This window comes from Streptomyces sp. NPDC046379, from assembly GCF_055587785.1.
The window spans coordinates 61,456-76,935 of record NZ_JBVJFP010000021.1 but is presented as its reverse complement, the minus strand read 5'-3'; the positions used below and the strand labels follow the sequence as shown (position 1 = coordinate 76,935).

General features: G+C 71.2%; 17 protein-coding genes and 1 pseudogene. 6 read left to right on the top strand and 12 right to left on the bottom strand.

Annotation, left to right across the window (positions count from 1 at the left end):
* Positions 1-82: 82 nt before the first annotated feature.
* On the bottom strand, positions 83-1,513 hold the full coding sequence (gene nhaA / locus ACZ6KF_RS29410) for a Na+/H+ antiporter NhaA (protein WP_469159516.1): 1,431 nt from the start codon (positions 1,511-1,513) through the stop codon (positions 83-85).
* Positions 1,514-1,719: 206 nt separating this feature from the next.
* Positions 1,720-3,675, bottom strand: coding sequence for an acetate--CoA ligase (acs, locus tag ACZ6KF_RS29405; RefSeq protein WP_356630656.1), 1,956 nt, complete (start codon positions 3,673-3,675; stop codon positions 1,720-1,722).
* 393 nt (positions 3,676-4,068) lie between these two features.
* Here acs and ACZ6KF_RS29400 point away from each other — a divergent pair, with 393 nt between their 5' ends.
* Positions 4,069-5,427 (top strand): polysaccharide deacetylase family protein, encoded by a 1,359-nt coding sequence (locus tag ACZ6KF_RS29400; protein ID WP_469159517.1) that lies wholly within the window; start codon positions 4,069-4,071, stop codon positions 5,425-5,427.
* Positions 5,428-5,430: 3 nt separating this feature from the next.
* On the opposite strand, the gene ACZ6KF_RS29395 is transcribed toward ACZ6KF_RS29400, so the two are convergent.
* Positions 5,431-6,411: an ATP-binding protein gene (locus ACZ6KF_RS29395; RefSeq protein ID WP_469159518.1), complete on the bottom strand. Its 981-nt coding sequence runs from the start codon at positions 6,409-6,411 to the stop codon at positions 5,431-5,433.
* 101 nt (positions 6,412-6,512) lie between these two features.
* On the opposite strand from ACZ6KF_RS29395, the gene ACZ6KF_RS29390 reads away from it, so the two are divergent.
* Positions 6,513-7,337, top strand: coding sequence for a Fic family protein (locus ACZ6KF_RS29390; RefSeq protein WP_356630662.1), 825 nt, complete (start codon positions 6,513-6,515; stop codon positions 7,335-7,337).
* A 473-nt stretch (positions 7,338-7,810) separates the two neighbouring features.
* Here the strand turns inward: ACZ6KF_RS29390 and ACZ6KF_RS29385 are convergent, their stop codons facing one another.
* On the bottom strand, positions 7,811-8,644 hold the full coding sequence (locus ACZ6KF_RS29385) for an HAD family hydrolase (protein ID WP_356630664.1): 834 nt from the start codon (positions 8,642-8,644) through the stop codon (positions 7,811-7,813).
* A 590-nt stretch (positions 8,645-9,234) separates the two neighbouring features.
* Between ACZ6KF_RS29385 and ssd the strand changes: the two genes are divergently transcribed.
* The 3 genes and pseudogenes from ssd (at position 9,235) to ACZ6KF_RS29370 (ending at position 11,895) form a co-directional block, all read left to right on the top strand.
* Entirely contained in the window at positions 9,235-10,332 is a 1,098-nt protein-coding gene (gene ssd / locus ACZ6KF_RS29380; protein WP_469241150.1) for a septum site-determining protein Ssd, read from the top strand.
* A 298-nt stretch (positions 10,333-10,630) separates the two neighbouring features.
* Positions 10,631-11,221, top strand: a pseudogene (locus ACZ6KF_RS29375) (ATPase, T2SS/T4P/T4SS family); the annotation flags it as partial.
* A 515-nt stretch (positions 11,222-11,736) separates the two neighbouring features.
* Positions 11,737-11,895 carry a hypothetical protein gene (locus ACZ6KF_RS29370; protein WP_469241149.1) on the top strand — a complete coding sequence of 53 codons (159 nt, stop codon included), beginning with the start codon at positions 11,737-11,739 and terminating at the stop codon, positions 11,893-11,895.
* Between the two features lie 358 nt (positions 11,896-12,253).
* On the opposite strand, the gene ACZ6KF_RS29365 is transcribed toward ACZ6KF_RS29370, so the two are convergent.
* Entirely contained in the window at positions 12,254-12,451 is a 198-nt protein-coding gene (locus ACZ6KF_RS29365) for a hypothetical protein (RefSeq protein ID WP_469241147.1), read from the bottom strand.
* Positions 12,448-12,633: a hypothetical protein gene (locus ACZ6KF_RS29360; RefSeq protein ID WP_469241145.1), complete on the bottom strand. Its 186-nt coding sequence runs from the start codon at positions 12,631-12,633 to the stop codon at positions 12,448-12,450. The genes ACZ6KF_RS29365 and ACZ6KF_RS29360 overlap by 4 nt, the downstream gene beginning before the upstream one ends.
* A gap of 159 nt (positions 12,634-12,792) precedes the next feature.
* On the opposite strand from ACZ6KF_RS29360, the gene ACZ6KF_RS29355 reads away from it, so the two are divergent.
* Positions 12,793-13,023 carry a GntR family transcriptional regulator gene (locus tag ACZ6KF_RS29355; protein ID WP_469159523.1) on the top strand — a complete coding sequence of 77 codons (231 nt, stop codon included), beginning with the start codon at positions 12,793-12,795 and terminating at the stop codon, positions 13,021-13,023.
* Between the two features lie 76 nt (positions 13,024-13,099).
* On the opposite strand, the gene ACZ6KF_RS29350 is transcribed toward ACZ6KF_RS29355, so the two are convergent.
* The 6 genes from ACZ6KF_RS29350 to ACZ6KF_RS29325 all read right to left on the bottom strand — a co-directional run bounded on the left by ACZ6KF_RS29350 (position 13,100) and on the right by ACZ6KF_RS29325 (position 15,463).
* The gene (locus ACZ6KF_RS29350) at positions 13,100-13,426 is read right to left on the bottom strand and encodes a putative phage holin (protein WP_469241144.1); all 327 of its coding nucleotides are present in this window, start codon (positions 13,424-13,426) and stop codon (positions 13,100-13,102) included.
* Positions 13,414-13,656 carry a DUF7620 family protein gene (locus ACZ6KF_RS29345; RefSeq protein ID WP_469241142.1) on the bottom strand — a complete coding sequence of 81 codons (243 nt, stop codon included), beginning with the start codon at positions 13,654-13,656 and terminating at the stop codon, positions 13,414-13,416. The genes ACZ6KF_RS29350 and ACZ6KF_RS29345 overlap by 13 nt, the downstream gene beginning before the upstream one ends.
* The gene (locus ACZ6KF_RS29340; protein WP_469241139.1) at positions 13,616-13,969 is read right to left on the bottom strand and encodes a hypothetical protein; all 354 of its coding nucleotides are present in this window, start codon (positions 13,967-13,969) and stop codon (positions 13,616-13,618) included. The genes ACZ6KF_RS29345 and ACZ6KF_RS29340 overlap by 41 nt, the downstream gene beginning before the upstream one ends.
* Before the next feature lie 17 nt (positions 13,970-13,986).
* Entirely contained in the window at positions 13,987-14,175 is a 189-nt protein-coding gene (locus tag ACZ6KF_RS29335; RefSeq protein WP_469241137.1) for a hypothetical protein, read from the bottom strand.
* A gap of 2 nt (positions 14,176-14,177) precedes the next feature.
* Positions 14,178-15,155, bottom strand: a complete 978-nt coding sequence (locus tag ACZ6KF_RS29330) for a peptidoglycan recognition protein family protein (protein ID WP_469241135.1) — start codon at positions 15,153-15,155, stop codon at positions 14,178-14,180.
* Positions 15,156-15,217: 62 nt separating this feature from the next.
* Positions 15,218-15,463: a hypothetical protein gene (locus tag ACZ6KF_RS29325; RefSeq protein ID WP_469241133.1), complete on the bottom strand. Its 246-nt coding sequence runs from the start codon at positions 15,461-15,463 to the stop codon at positions 15,218-15,220.
* Positions 15,464-15,480 lie beyond the last annotated feature (17 nt).

Below are 15,480 nucleotides of genomic sequence, written 5' to 3'. Positions count from 1 at the left end.
CGCGCGTGCTCGTGCCTGCCTGCGTACGGTCGCGTGCTCGTGTGCCCGCGTACGGTCCCGTCTTTTGTACCGTCTCGTCAGATCATGCCGGACCGTCGTGCTCCTCGCCTGCCCCGCCCGGCACTTCGGCAAGCCGCGCGGCCGTCTGCTCCTCGGCGATCCTGCGGTGTTCGGCGGCCTTTCGCTCGTGGATCTCCGCCATCCGCAGGTGATAGGCCGGGTCGTGCAGCTCGTAGACGTCGGGGACGCCGTCGAGGTCGTCGTCGCGCTCCTCGTCCTCGTAGAGCCGCCGGTACTTGGCGTTGCGGAACTTCAGCAGCACGGTGGCGACGGCCGCCGCGATCAGCGAGCCGGCCAGGACGGCGGCCTTGACCTCGTCGGTGAGCGCCGCGTCGCCCTCGAAGGCCAGTTCGCCGATCAGCAGCGAGACGGTGAAGCCGATGCCGGCCAGCGAGGCGACGGCGAAGACGTCCGCCCACTCCAGGTCGTCGCTGAGCGAGGCGCGCGTGAAGCGGGCGGTGAGCCAGGTGCCGCCGAAGATGCCGAGGGTCTTGCCGACGACGAGGCCGAGGACGACGCCGAGCGTCTCCGGCTGGGTGAACACCTCCCCGAGGGCGCCGCCGGAGATCGACACGCCCGCGCTGAACAGCGCGAACAGCGGGACGGCCAGGCCCGCGGACAGGGGGCGCACGAGGTGCTCGATGTGACCGCCGGGGGAGTGCTCCTCGCCCTCACGGGTGCTGCAGCGCAGCATCAGGCCCATGGCGACGCCGGCGATGGTGGCGTGGATGCCGCTGTTGTACATCAGCGCCCAGATCACCAGCGCCAGCGGGACGTAGACGTACCAGCCCTTCACGCCCTTGCGCAGCAGCAGCCAGAACAGGGCGAGGCCGAGCGCCGAGCCGCCGAGGGCGAGGAAGTCGAGGTCGTCGGTGAAGAAGACGGCGATGATCAGGATCGCGAAGAGGTCGTCGACCACGGCGAGCGTGAGCAGGAAGGCGCGCAGCGCGCTCGGCAGGGAGGTGCCGATGACGGCCAGCACGGCGAGCGCGAACGCGATGTCCGTCGCGGTGGGCACGGCCCAGCCGGCCAGGGATCCGCCGCCGGCCGAGCTGGTGAGGGTGTAGACGAGCGCGGGTACGGCCATGCCGCACAGTGCGGCGACGACCGGCAGGGCCGCCGCCCTGGGGTCGCGCAGGTCGCCGGCGACCAGCTCGCGCTTGAGTTCGATGCCGGCGACGAAGAAGAAGATCGCCAGGAGCCCGTCGGCGGCCCAGTGCTCGATCGACAGGTCGAGGCCCAGGGAGGCGGGGCCGATGTGGAAGTGGCTGACGCTCTCGTAGCTGTCGCTCAGCGCGGGTATGTTCGCCCAGGCCAGCGCGGCGACCGCGGCGAGCAGCAGCAGCACGCCGCCGACGGTCTCGGTGCGCAGGGCGTCCGCGACGAAGTTCCGCTCGGGCAGGGAGAGGCGGCCGAAGACCTTGCGGGGAGCGGGCGGCGGGGGCGTGGTCATGGGAAGGACCTCCGGTCTCGGGCAGCACGGAACACATGCCGACCAGACTTCCCGGCGCACCTTTGATCACTGTCGCTCTGTTGACGCGTTCTTTAGCTTACCTAAGCTGCGGCGGTCCGGCGCAGTGATCTCCGGTCCGGTGCCGCGGACGGCTGTCCGAGGGTGCTCCCGGACAGCCGTCGCGTCAGTCCCGTCGTCCCGTCGCGTCAGTCCTCGCCGGGCGCGGCCGGGAGCTTGGCCTGGATGAGGTCCATGACCGTGGAGTCGGTCAGTGTGGTCACGTCACCGAGCTGACGGTTCTCGGCGACGTCGCGCAGCAGCCGGCGCATGATCTTGCCCGAGCGGGTCTTGGGCAGCTCCGCCACCGGCAGGATCCGCTTGGGCTTGGCGATCGGGCCGAGGGCGGCGCCGACGTGGTTGCGCAGCTCGCCGACGAGGCTGTCGGTCTCCGACGCCGTACCGCGCAGGATCACGAAGGCGACGATCGCCTGCCCGGTCGTCTCGTCGGCCGCGCCGACCACGGCCGCCTCGGCGACGGACGGGTGCGAGACGAGCGCCGACTCCACCTCGGTGGTGGAGATGTTGTGCCCGGACACCAGCATCACGTCGTCCACCCGGCCGAGCAGCCAGATGTCGCCGTCGTCGTCCTTCTTCGCGCCGTCGCCGGCGAAGTACCTGCCCTCGAACCGCGACCAGTAGGTGTCCAGGAACCGCTGGTCGTCGCCCCAGATGGTGCGCAGCATGGACGGCCACGGCTCGGTGAGGACCAGGTAGCCGCCCCCGCCGTTGGGCACCTCGTTCGCCTCGTCGTCCACGACGGTGGCGCAGATGCCGGGCAGCGGGCGCTGCGCGGAGCCCGGCTTGGTCTCGGTGACGCCCGGCAGCGGCGAGATCATCATCGCGCCGGTCTCGGTCTGCCACCAGGTGTCCACGATCGGGGTCCGGTCCGCGCCGATGTGCTTGCGGTACCAGATCCACGCCTCGGGGTTGATCGGCTCGCCCACCGAGCCCAGCACCCGCAGGCTGCTCAGGTCGAACTTGGCGGGGATGTCGTCGCCCCACTTCATGAACGTCCGGATCGCGGTGGGCGCGGTGTAGAGGATCGTCACGCCGTACTTCTGCACGATCTCCCAGAACCGGCCCTGGTGCGGGGTGTCCGGGGTGCCCTCGTACATGACCTGGGTGGCGCCGTTGGCGAGCGGCCCGTAGACGATGTACGAGTGCCCGGTGACCCAGCCGACGTCGGCGGTGCACCAGTAGACGTCGGTCTCCGGCTTGAGGTCGAAGACGGCGTGGTGGGTGTACGCCACCTGGGTGAGGTAGCCGCCGGAGGTGTGCAGGATGCCCTTGGGCTTACCCGTCGTGCCCGACGTGTAGAGGATGAACAGCGGGTGCTCGGCGTCGAAGGCCTCGGGGGTGTGCTCGGCGCTCTGCCGGTCGACCAGTTCGTGCCACCACACGTCCCGCTCGTCGTGCCAGGTGACGTCCTGCCCGGTGCGGCGGACCACGAGCACGTGCTCGACGTTGCCCGCGCGCTCGACTGCCTCGTCCACGGCCGGCTTCAGCGCGGACGGCTTGCCGCGCCGGTAGCCGCCGTCGGCGGTGATGACGACCTTGGCGTCGGCGTCCTGGATACGGGTCGCGAGCGCGTCCGCCGAGAAGCCGCCGAAGACGACCGAGTGGGCCGCGCCGATCCGGGCGCAGGCCAGCATCGCGATCGCCGTCTCCGGGATCATCGGCATGTAGACGGCGACCCGGTCGCCCTTGCGCACGCCCAGGTCCAGCAGGGCGTTCGCCGCCCTGGAGACCTCGTCCTTCAGCTCGGCGTAGGTGATGGCGCGGCCGTCGCCGGGCTCGCCCTCGAAGTGGATGGCGACCCGGTCGCCGTGGCCCGCCTCGACGTGCCGGTCGACGCAGTTGTAGGCGACGTTGAGCGTGCCGTCCTTGAACCACTTGGCGAACGGCGGGTTCGACCAGTCCAGCGTCTCGGTCGGCTCCTTGGCCCAGGTCAGCCGGCGGGCCTGCTCGGCCCAGAAGCCGAGCCTGTCAGCCTTGGCCTGTTCGTACGCCTCCGCCGTGACGTTGGCGGCGGCGGCCAGGTCGGCGGGCGGCGGGAACCTGCGCTCTTCCTTGAGCAGGTTGGCCAGGCTTTCGTTGCTCACGACATCTCCCTTTCGAAGGGTGTCCGTTGTGTCCCAGGCCACAGCTCATCAGACGGAATGGCCCGGTGACAAGGGTCGTCGGGAAATTGGTTTAGACCTATGCGGGTGTGCGGCCCCCGGCGGTACGGAACCGCTGCCGGCGCCCGCCATGCCGGGTCATTCCTTCCCACGGACGGCGCCGGGGCGGGGTTCAGGTCTGTAACGGCCCTCACATGAGCGTGCGGACGGCCCTGGAGAATCACTCCGGAGAGTGATGCGGGCATTTGATCGGCTTGTCGTATTAATTCCTTCTCGGCCTTGTGCGACCTTGGCGGCGCTGCCGGAAATCCCGGCAGATCGTCAGAAAACGCCCGCTTCGGCGTTGGCCCGAGTCAAGGAAGTAGGTGGGCGGACATGGCCGCCAGCCAGAAGATCGCCGCGGGCGTCGTGGTCGCCGCGGTCTGTGCCGGATCGCTCGCCGGGTGCGCGTTCGACGGCGACGACGCCGGGGGAGGGGGGAACGGGCCGCACCGGGAGGTGAGCGGTCCGCGGGAGGGCGGGGGCGCGGACGGGCCGCGGGAAGGCGGGGAGGGCGAGGGCGGCGGCGGGGCGCGGGAGGCGCGGCCGGCGCCGGCGCCGCCCAAGAGCGCGATCCGGCTGATTGGCGACGGCTCCACCGCGTTCACCGGCGCCCAGCCGCACCTGCCCCGCCCGCAGCGGCTGAAGCCCGGTCAGCGCCCACCGCAGTTCGTGGTGTTCTCCTGGGACGGCGCGGGCGAGGACAGTCAGCGGCTGTTCTCCCACTTCCGCAAGGTCGCCAGGGCGAACAACGCGACGATGACGTACTTCCTCAGCGGCGTCTACCTGCTGCCCAAGGACAAGGCCGAGCTGTACAGGCCGCCGCAGCACTCCCCGGGCCGCTCCGACATCGGCTTCAACGACCGCCGGGGCATCGCCGACACCGTCGAGCAGCTGCGGCTGGCCTGGTTGGAGGGCAACGAGGTCGGCACCCACTTCAACGGCCACTTCTGCGGCGGCACGGGCGGCGTCGGCGACTGGTCGGTGAAGGAGTGGAAGGACGAGATCGCCCAGGCCAAGCAGTTCGTGAAGTCCTGGAAGACCAACTCCGGCATGAGGAGCGCCTCCCCGCTGCCCTTCGACTACGACAAGGAGCTGATCGGCGCCCGCACCCCCTGCCTGGAGGGCCGCGCCAACTTCCTCAAGGCCGCCCGCGAACTGGGCTTCCGCTACGACACCAGCGGCGTCAACAACCAGGTCTGGCCCGGCAAGAAGGAGGGCCTGTGGGACCTGTCGATGCAACTGGTGCCGTTCCCCGGGCACTCCTTCGAGCAACTCACCATGGACTACAACTTCATGGTCAACCAGTCGGGCACCACCACCCAGGGCGACCCCGCCAAGCACCGGCAGTGGGGGGACCAGATGCGCGACGCCCTGCTCATGGGCTTCCAGCGGGCCTACGACGGCAACCGCGCGCCGCTGATCATCGGCAACCACTTCGAGTCCTGGAACGGCGGCGCCTACATGCGCGCCGTCGAGGAGGTCATCGCGACGGTGTGCACCAAGGCGGAGGTGCGCTGCGTCTCGTTCCGGCAGCTCGCGGACTGGCTGGACGCCCAGGACCCGGCGGTGCTGGCCAAGCTGCGCACGCTCGGGGTGGGCGAGGCCCCCAAGCAGGGCTGGGCGTCCTTCCTGTCCGCCCGCCCGGCCCCGGCCCCGAAGGGCGTGCCGGGCGCGCCGGCGGACCGGCGCTGACGGTCAGGCGGGGGCCGTGACGCCCTCGCCGAGGACGAAACCGGGGTCGATCTGCGCCGCCAGGTCGGCCCCGGTGCGCTCGTTCCCCCAGGACTGGGCGTTCTTCAGATGGAAGTGGACCATCTGGCGCGTGTAGCGGTCCCAGTCCCGCCGCTCGTACGTGGCGTCGGCGGCCGTCCGCAGCGTCTCCAGGGCGCGGCGGTTGGCGTCCTCCAGGAGCTCGAACCGGGGCGGCCGGCCCTTCTCCATGGCGCGCACCCAGTCGGAGTGCCCCACGGTCACGAGCAGGTCGTCGCCGACCTCGGCACGCAGGAAGTCGAGGTCGTCCGGACCCTGAACCTTGTTGCCGACGACCCTCAGCTCGACGCCGAAGTCGCGGGCGTACTCCTTGTACTGGCGATAGACGGAGACCCCCTTCCGGGTCGGCTCGGCGACGAGGAACGTCATGTCGAAGCGGGTGAACATGCCCGAGGCGAAGGAGTCCGAGCCCGCCGTCATGTCCACCACGAGGTACTCGTCGGGGCCGTCGACGAGGTGGTTCAGGCACAGCTCCACCGCTCCGGTCTTGGAGTGGTAGCAGGCGACCCCCAGGTCGGCGTCGGTGAAGGGGCCGGTGACCATCAAACGGACGGCCCCGCCGTCGAGTTCCACCGGCCGGGCGCAGGCGTCGTAGACCGGGTTGTCCTCGCGCACCCGCAGCAGCCGCGACCCCTCGCCGGGCGGCGTCGTCTTGATCATCGTTTCGGCGGAGGCGATGCGCGGGTTGGAGCCGCGCAGGTAGTCCTTGATCAGCGGCAGCCGGTCGCCCATCGCGGGCAGCGCCGCGGCCTCCGGCTCGTCGAGCCCGAGCGCGGCCCCGAGATGCTGGTTGATGTCGGCGTCGACCGCGACGACCGGGGCGCCCGCGGCGGCCAGGTGACGGATGAAAAGGGACGACAGGGTGGTCTTGCCGCTGCCGCCCTTCCCGACGAAAGCAATTTTCATGTTCAGTAAGCGTAGTGCCGCGACGGCGGCGCGGGGCGCACGCGCGTGAAGAAGACCACTCCTTCGTGGGGCGCGGGCCCTGGGTGCGTAGGGTCGTACTCATGAGTACGACAGGCGCGTCCGCCGATCCGCTCGCGGCCCTGGGCTCCCTGCCCGGCGTGGCCGAGTCCGTGGAGTCCGTGCGCAAGGCCGTGGACCGGGTCTACGGACACCGGGTCATGCGTCGGCGCAGCAACGAGATCACGTCCGAGGCCGCCCTGCGCGGCGCCCGCGGCTCCGCGGCGCTGTCCGGGGCCGACTGGGCGCTGGAGGAGGTGCGCCGGCGCACCGACTTCGGTGTCGACGACGAGGCGCGCGTGATGGGCGCCGCCCTCCGGCTGACCGCGGAGGCGGGGCAGCTGCTGTCCATCTGGCGGCAGTCCCCGCTGCGGGTGCTGGCCCGGCTGCATCTGGTGGCGGCGGCGGACGACGCCGACCGGGTGGGGCGGCCCCGGCAGGAGGGCGAGCCGGTCGACGAGCCGCTGATCGGGCAGCCGCTGCCGAGCGCGGCGGAGGTGTCGGGGCGGCTGGAAGGGCTGTCCGAGCTGGTCATCGCGGGCAGTTCCGCGCCGGCCCTGGTCCAGGCGGCCGTGGTGCACGGCGAGCTGCTCGCGCTGCGCCCCTTCGTGTCGTACAACGGCCTGGTCGCGCGCGCGGCCGAGCGGATCGTGCTGGTGGGCAGCGGCCTCGACCCGAAGTCCGTCTGCCCGGCGGAGACGGGCCACGCCGAGCTGGGCCGCGAGGCCTACCTGACGGCCTTCGACGGCTACCTCTCCGGCACCGCGGAGGGCATGGCGGCGTGGATCGCGCACTGCGGGAAGGCCGTGGAGCTGGGTGCGCGCGAGTCGACGGCGGTCTGCGAGGCGCTCCAGCGCGGGGCGGCGTAGGACAGGCCCGGGCCTGTCGGCCCTGCCGAAGGGGTGCGCACGGCGATCGCCTGCACGGCGAGCACCCGCCGTTGCCCACGAAAATGCGGCGGTACGAGTGCTCGTACCGCCGCTGGCATGCTCACCGGGTTACCAGGCGTCCTCGATATGTGCCCATCAGGTCGGGGACTTTGCCCGCCACCTGGTGCGGCTGGCCCGTAATCGACGGGTCGACGTCGCGTGGGTGCCCGGTGTTCATGCTCGGTCCGTGGGGCCAGTGTGCGTTTTGAAGGTGATCCTTTCGGATGTCCTTGGTCTCGCGGGCCGTTATGTCCTTTGTACTCCAGAATCGGTGGATGCGGAAGTGGAGGACCCGCTTCTTTTGGTTGTTCGTTCAATCTTGCTGGTGCGTCAGTCGGGTTCAGTGGGTTCGGGGGTTCGAGGGGCTCGGGGGGCGCTCGGTCTGGTGGGTTCAGGGGACGCTGGGCTGGTGTTCACGCGGTCGCGGCGCGGCGGCGGTTGGCGTACCAGACCAGGCCGGCCGTGGCCGCCGCGGCGCCTATGGCCGCCGCCGCGACCAGTGCGGTCCGGGGCGGCGCCGAGAACCTTGGCAGCCGTTGCTTGAGCCGGACCGGACGGCGGAAGTCCAGGATCGGCCAGCCGCGCGCGACGGCCTCGCGGCGCAGGGCACGGTCCGGGTTGACGGCGTGCGGGTGGCCGACGGATTCCAGCATCGGCAGGTCGGTCACCGAATCGCTGTAGGCGTAGCAGCGCGAGAGGTCGTACCCCTCGGACTCGGCCAGCTCCCTGATCGCCTCCGCCTTCGTGGGCCCGTAGGCGTAGTACTCCACCTCGCCCGTGTAGCAGCCGTCGTCGCCGACGACCATGCGGGTGGCCACCACACGGTCCGCGCCGAGCAGTTCGCCGATCGGCTCGACGACCTCCGACCCCGACGTCGACACGATCACGACGTCCCGGCCAGCGGTGTGGTGCTCCTCGATGAGGGAGGCGGCCTCGTCGTAGATGATCGGGTCGATGATGTCGTGCAGCGTCTCGGCGACGATCTCCTTGACCTGTTCGACGTTCCACCCGCGGCACAGTGCGGACAGGTAAGCGCGCATCCGTTCGATCTGTTCGTGGTCCGCGCTGCCGGCGAGGAAGACGAACTGCGCGTATGCGCTGCGCAGGACTCCCCGGCGGTTGATCAGACCGCCTTGGTAGAACGACTTGCTGAAGGTGAGCGTGCTGGACTTCGCAATGACCGTCTTGTCCAGGTCAAAGAAGGCCGCTGTGCGGGGCAACGAGTGGTTTTCCACGCCCCCGAGCATAGGGGCAGCCCATTCGGCGTAAGGTGGGGCGTGTGGGTTTGCCTGAGAAGGCTCTCGGGTACACCATGGAAGTCACGGATCGTTCGCGACCGTGCTAACCCGGCCCGACTCCTCCCCCCCCGAGTCGGCCGTGGGGACGACCCCCGCTCTCCCCCCCGGCGGGGGTCGTCGCATGTCCGGACGCATTTTTCCCTCCCTGTCGCGGTGCACGCACCCTCCCGAGGCGGCTGAAGCCGCCTCTTCGGCATACCCATGATCCGTCACGGACGGTAGTCGCCGTACTGCTCTGTGGAAGTCGAGCGGGACATCGTGCGGGACTTCACCGGTATGGGTGATGGCGATATTCACAGCCTCCGGGATGTCCACAGTTATCCACCAAGATCCACTTTATTTCCGGGATCGCTGCACCGTGATTCCTGCGCGGCCCGAGCGGGACGAGTTCCCGGACCCGCTTCCGTTTGTCGGGCGCGTATGGCCGGATTCCGTCGGCCGCTCATAGGGAGGCCGCTCGCCGGTTCTCCATGCCTATGGGAATCGCGGGGCCGCCGGCCGCGCGAGGGACCGCAGCCAGCAGCGAACGGGGAACGCACATGACCGGATCCGTCACCTACGATCCGCCGCCCGCCGGAGGGCGCCAGAGCACACCACTGATCGTCACCGAGGACGCCCGACTGCTCGACGACCTGCTCCGCCTGTGCGCCGCCGCGGGCGCCACGCCCGAGGTCCACCACTCGTTGCCGGAGCGCGGCGGCTGGGAGGCCGCCCCGCTCGTCCTGGTCGGCGACGACGCCGCCCGGCGCGTACGAGGGGTGGCCCGGCGGCGGGGCGTGGTGCTCGTCGGCCGCGACCAGGACGATCCGGGAGTCTGGGAGCGCGCGGTGCGGATCGGCGCCGACCACGTCCTGATGCTGCCCGACGGCGAGCAGTGGCTGGTCGACCGCATCGCCGACGTCGCCGAGGGCGTCGGTGCACCCGCCCTCACCGTCGGCGTCATCGGCGGGCGCGGCGGGGCCGGGGCGTCCACGCTGGCCTGCGCCCTCGCCGTCACCGCCGCTCGTGAAGGGCTGCGCACCCTGCTCGTGGACGCCGATCCGCTCGGCGGCGGACTCGACGTCCTCCTCGGCGGGGAGACCACCGACGGGCTGCGCTGGCCCGACTTCGCCGCCTCGCGCGGCCGGGTCGGCAGCGGCGCCCTGGAGGAGTCGCTGCCCGAGCTGCACTCGCTGCGGGTGCTCAGCTGGGACCGGGGCGACCGCGTCGCCGTCCCGCCGCAGGCCGTCCGGGCGGTGCTCGCGGCGGCCAGAAGGCGCGGCGGCGCGGTCGTCGTCGATCTGCCGCGCCGCGTGGACGAGACGGTGGCCGAGGTCCTCGCCCAGCTCGACGTCGGACTCCTGCTGGTCCCCGCCGAACTGCGCGCCGTCGCGGCCGGCGGCCGGGTCGCCGCCGCCGTCGGCATGGTCCTCGGCGACCTGCGTGTCGCGGTGCGCGGCCCGTACGCGCCCGGCCTGGACGACCGCGAGGTGGCCCGCCTCCTCGGGCTCCCGTTGGCGGGCGAGGTGCCCGTCGAGTCCGCCCTGCTGCGCCCCGGTGACGGCAAGTCCCCGCCGGGCGCGGGCGGAAGGGGGCCGCTGGCGCGCTTCTGCAAGGAGTTCTGGGAGCGGGCGGTGCTGGAGGCGGGGGCGGCTTGAGGGGCGGGAGGGGGCGAGGAGTGAGGGCCGGCGGCGTGAGTGAGGTGAGGGGCGTGGGTGGCCTGAAGGGCGCGAGCGGCCCGAGGGTCGCGCGCGGGGGCGGCGGGTGAGTGGGTTGAGCGGTGTGAGAGGGCTGAGCGGGTCGAGTGGTGTGGACCGGGTGGACGGGGTGGACGGGGTGGACGGGGTGGACGGGGTGGACGGGGTGGACGGAGTGAACAGGCTGAACGGGGTGACCGGCGTGAACGGGGTGAGCCGGGTTCGACAGGTGCAGGGCTCGGGTGAGACCGGGTGGGCGGGTGGTCCGGCGCTGTTGGACGGGGTGCGGCAGCGGCTGGCCGAGAGCGGGGCCGAACCGACGCCGGCCCGGGTGGCACAGGCGCTGCGCGAACAGGGGCGGGTGCTCGGCCACGCCGAGGTGCTGCGGGCGGCCGAGCACCTGCGCTCCGAGCTGGTCGGCAGCGGTCCGCTGGAGCCGCTGCTGGCCGACCCCTCCGTCACGGACGTCCTGGTGTCGGCTCCGGACCGGGTCTGGGTCGACCGGGGCGGCGGACTGGAACTGACGCCCGTCTCCTTCCCGGACGCGGCGGCCGTACGACGTCTGGCGCAGCGACTGGCCGCCGTCGCGGGGCGGCGTCTGGACGACGCCAGGCCGTGGGTCGACGCCCGGCTGCCGGACGGGACCCGGCTGCACGCCGTGCTGCCGCCGGTCGCCGTCGACTGCACCTGCCTGTCCCTGCGCGTGGTCCGCCCGCGAGCGTTCACGCTCAGGGAGCTGGTCGAGGCGGGCACGGTTCCGCCGGGCGGCGACCGAGTGCTGTGGGCTTTGCTGCGGGCACGGCTGTCCTTCCTGATCAGCGGGGGCACCGGCACCGGAAACCCCAATCTACCGCTATGACGCCTCTAAAGTGATCATGACGCGACGACGTCAGGGGATCGCCTGTGAACCCTTCTGACCTGCGTTTTTGTGGCCCGATTCGGCTCCGCGTGTGCTCACCTTCGATTTGAAGGTGAGCGCGGAGCGGCCCCGGTCGACGGCCAGGGGCGACGCCTGACTGTCGGCGGGTGGCTGGGTGCTGCAGGTGGTCCTGCGGGCGCTGCTGTCGTACCAGGTCAGCGAGGTGCGGGCGTTGGGGAAGTCCGATGTGTGAGTGAAATGCGGAGTGTAGTCACCCTTGGGCTCTAGGTGATACGCCCAGATGGGTGGCAACGGGGAGGTCCAAATATCCGCTTTGCGCTCACCGATCCCGTCCAATCGGCGTTCGCTAAAGCAGTAGTGTCCTGGGCACCGAGAGGAACACCGCCCCCGGAAGGGGTGGCATCGTCGCGCCCTCGGATTCTTCGGTCCTATGTGAAGTCGCCGAGCCGGCGCATCCTCACCTACCCAGCAAGGAGCTGGTCGCCATGAGGCGGTACATCGAGCGAGAACGGACGATCCGGGACGCCCTGCAAGAGACTCCCCGGACCGTCCGCTACATAGCCATCCTGCTGGCCCGGCACCTGATGAGCGTCAGTCTCGTCATCCTGGCGATGATCGGGTTCCTGGCCTGGCGCCTCGTCTGATCCCGGCAAGGATCAGAGGCAGGCAGAGGCTAACGTCACTGTAGTCCGCTGTCCGGCCGTCGCCGTCGCGCTCGTCACGCGAGGGCGACGGTCGTTCGCCTGCTCCCGAGGGAGCGTGCGGCGTCGGCAAGGCGCAGACCGCCGATGAGTATGTGAACCGGCTACGTCTCACCTTCACCCCGTCCTGGTGGTGGAGACCGGCGGTCCGATCGAACAAGTCGACCTCCATGAAGCGGCCCCGGTCGGCGACGGGGGCGCCGGCCGGGGCCGCGGGGGATGCCCGCCCCAGCGATGTCGGCGAGCTGAGGCGGGCGGGGTCAGGCCCGTGTCCGGCCAGCCGTCCGGCCGGGCACGGGGGTCACTGGGGCCACGTACACCCGGATGCGTCGGTGACCTTCTTGCGGCCGGTGTAGTAGTCGACGTGGTCGCCCGGGTGGCCGGGCAGGCGCGTGCACCTGGCGGGCCCGGACGGGTCCGGCGCCCAGCAGTAGCCCGCCGCGCGCCCGGCGGCGAGCGCCCGCGCCTCGTCCGCCGCCGCCTGTCCCTTGCTCGTCACTGGGCACCCCCGCGGTGTGCGCGGCGGGCGGTCGACCAGGCGCGCCGCAGACGGCCCGCCGTCGGGCAGGCGACGGCGGTGTTGGTCCGGCACTGGCGGCACGAACTGCAGTGGTCGATCAGCGCCCGGTACTGGGCGGCACCCGGTTCCGTGGGTGTGCTGATGGTCGTAGGGTCTGACATGTCGACTCCAACCAGTCGTCCACGCCCCGGGGCCGTTCGCGCGGTCGCCGGGGCTTTTGGTGTCACCCACCGTAGGGATGCCTGTACACCCCTGTCCATGCCTAGGCATGGGTGTGTATCTCTATGCCCCGATAAGCCCGAATATCTACAGTCGGACGGGTGATCGACTTCGACCCGACCCGGCCCAAGTGGGCGCAGATCGCCGACGTGCTGCGCGAGCGCATCACCAGCGGCGAGCTCCCGCCACGCACCCTCATCAGCGAGGTGCAGCTTGAGGCCGAGTTCGGCGTCGCCCGTGGAACCGTGCGGAAGGCGACGGCCGCCCTGCGGGAAGAGGGCTTGCTCGTCACCACGCCCGGCATGGGCAGCTTCGTCACAGACCAGACGTAGGGGTGCGCGCCAGTCCGCACCCCTGGACGCACGAAAGCGGCCCCGCCCTCCCGGAGGAGAGCGGGGCCGCGGTGGATCAGGTGCGGGTGTGGTGGTCATGTTCGCGCTGCGCCCGCAGCATCAGGTCGATGCGCTGCATCACGAGGACCACGATGCCCAGGACGATCGCCGTGCGCACAGCGCGCAGGACGATCGCCGTGCAGCCGTCCGGCCAGATGCTGACCAGCACGGTGTACAGGCACAGCGCCCCGATCGCGGCCGGCAGGCCCATCTGGTTGCGGCCGAGCGGGGTCCGCCACCACCTGGCCCGCAGGTGGAAGATGATGACGAACGCGGCGCACACCACGGTGGCCAGCATCGACGCCACGACGTTGAACAGCTGGTCGATGCTCAGGTCTCCCATTGCTCGTCTCCTCGGAACAGCGCGGCGATGCGCTCGGAGAAGTGGTTCTCTTCCCGGCGGCGCCGCCAGACACGGGCCTCGGCCGTCACCTCGCTGCGCTGGGCGTGCAGCTGGGCGCGGTCGGCCTCGGCCCGGTCCAGTGCCGCCGAGGCCTCCCGCTGCCCCGGCGACAGCACCGGCTCGGCCGGGTCAGCCGGGCGGTGCAGCAGTCTGCTGATCCATGCCAGCATCCGTGCTCACCTCCCGGGAGCGGCTGCGGGGCTGGGGCAAGGCGTTGAAGAAGTACCCGGTGGTGCGGCTCATCTCCAGCAGTTCCGCGGCTTGGCCCTGGGCTTCGCGCCGCGCCTCTTCGGAGACGGTGTGTGCCTGCCGCCAGGTGTCGCGTTCGGTCCGCAGGTCTTCGATCTGCCGGTCCTTGTCGGCGCGGAGGTCTTCGAGCTGACGGCGCGGGACCAGCTGCCCGCGCAGGACCAGCAGGACGACGAGGGCGACGAGGGCCGCGGCCCCCAGGTCGACGGGTCTGAACCCGAGCAGGTCGGTCACGGCCCCCCCTCGGGTCGTCAGACGTGCGTGCGGTTGCTCGGCCGGTTGGGCACGGCCCAGGTGATGCCCCACGCGCCGAGGACGGCGAGCGCCACGGTGACGCCCTCCCCGGTGGTGATGACGCTGTCCTGCGCCGCGGTGACGAGGGCCGCCGACCCGGCCGAGACGCCGGCCACGATGGACTTGGCGATGCTGGAGATGCGCATGGTCAGGATTCCTTCCAGACGAGCGCCGTCAGGACGGCGTGCGTGATGGTGACGGGCGCTTCGGCGCGGCTGAGCAGCCGCACCCGCATACGCCGCCCGGCGGCGAGCCGCTTGGTCAGCGGGATGACCGCGAACGTGGCGCCGGTCGTGCCGGTGATCTCGTGGACCGGGTGATCCGCGCGGTGGGTGTCGCCCTCGTACTCGGACATGCGGGCCTGGAGGACGGCCCCGGGCGGGAGGCCGTGGACGGTCAGGCTGAGGGTGCCGGTGAAGCGCGCCGGACCGCTCACGAACGACGATCCGTTGGTGGCATGGTCGCCGGTCTCGTCGGTCCACTCCTGGGTGAACTCGATCGAGTCCCACTTCCCCGGCTGCAGGTCGTAGTTGCTGGCGACGCCGAGGTTGACGTACTCGGGCATGTGGTCGTCCTCCTGGACGGGGTCGGTGGTCGTGCCGGACGCGCGGGCGAGGATGCCCGGGAAGACGACCTCTCGGAACTGCTTGATGCGGGCCGCGCCCGGGCAGGCGGTTCCGCTGGTCGACCACTCGCGGAACTGGCTGTGGTAGCCGAAGCCGGGGTCGGCGTGGCTGCGGCAGATCCGCAGCGGGACGTCGTGGATCTGGTGCATCCACACCCCGAGGCGGATCAGCTCCTCGATCTGCTCGGGGGTCCACGGGTCCGAGGCCGTGAGGTTGGAGGCGGTCTCAACGGACACGGCCCCGGTACCGTCCGCCCGGCGGTTCGCGCCGGCGTTGGCGTCGGCGCGGGTCTCGGTGCCGATGTACTGGCCCAGCGACCCGTCGTAGTCCAGGCCGAAGTGGCTCTCCAGCGATGTCGAGTCGCGCCAGTATTCGTAGGTCCGCTGCTCGTCCCAGGGGGCGACGATGGAGTGGACGATGAGCTGGGTGGGCCGGATCGCGGGCTGTGCGTCCGACTCGGGCTGGAGTTCCAGCTTCGTCGCGCGGGCGTACCAGGCCATGGGGCCTCCAGGCATGAGAAAGGCCCCGGCCGTCGGCGCGGGGCTGGGGTGGCGGGCGGTGGTCAGGGAGTGGGCGTCATCTGCTGCTGGAACTTGTGCGTGCGCATCGCGCCCAGGACGCGGAAGTCGGGCGAGGCCTCGATGTGGTCGACGAACTTCTGGACGATCGTCGGCATACCCGGGTCGTTGGGGTTGTCGGTGGTCGCGTCGATCTCGAACCTGACGTCGTAGTCGCCGATCAGGCTGTTGCTCACAGCCGTGATCGTCCACTTGGTCTCTGTCGGGCCGGTCTGCTCGCCGAGAGGCATGAAGTCTCCTTGGTTGG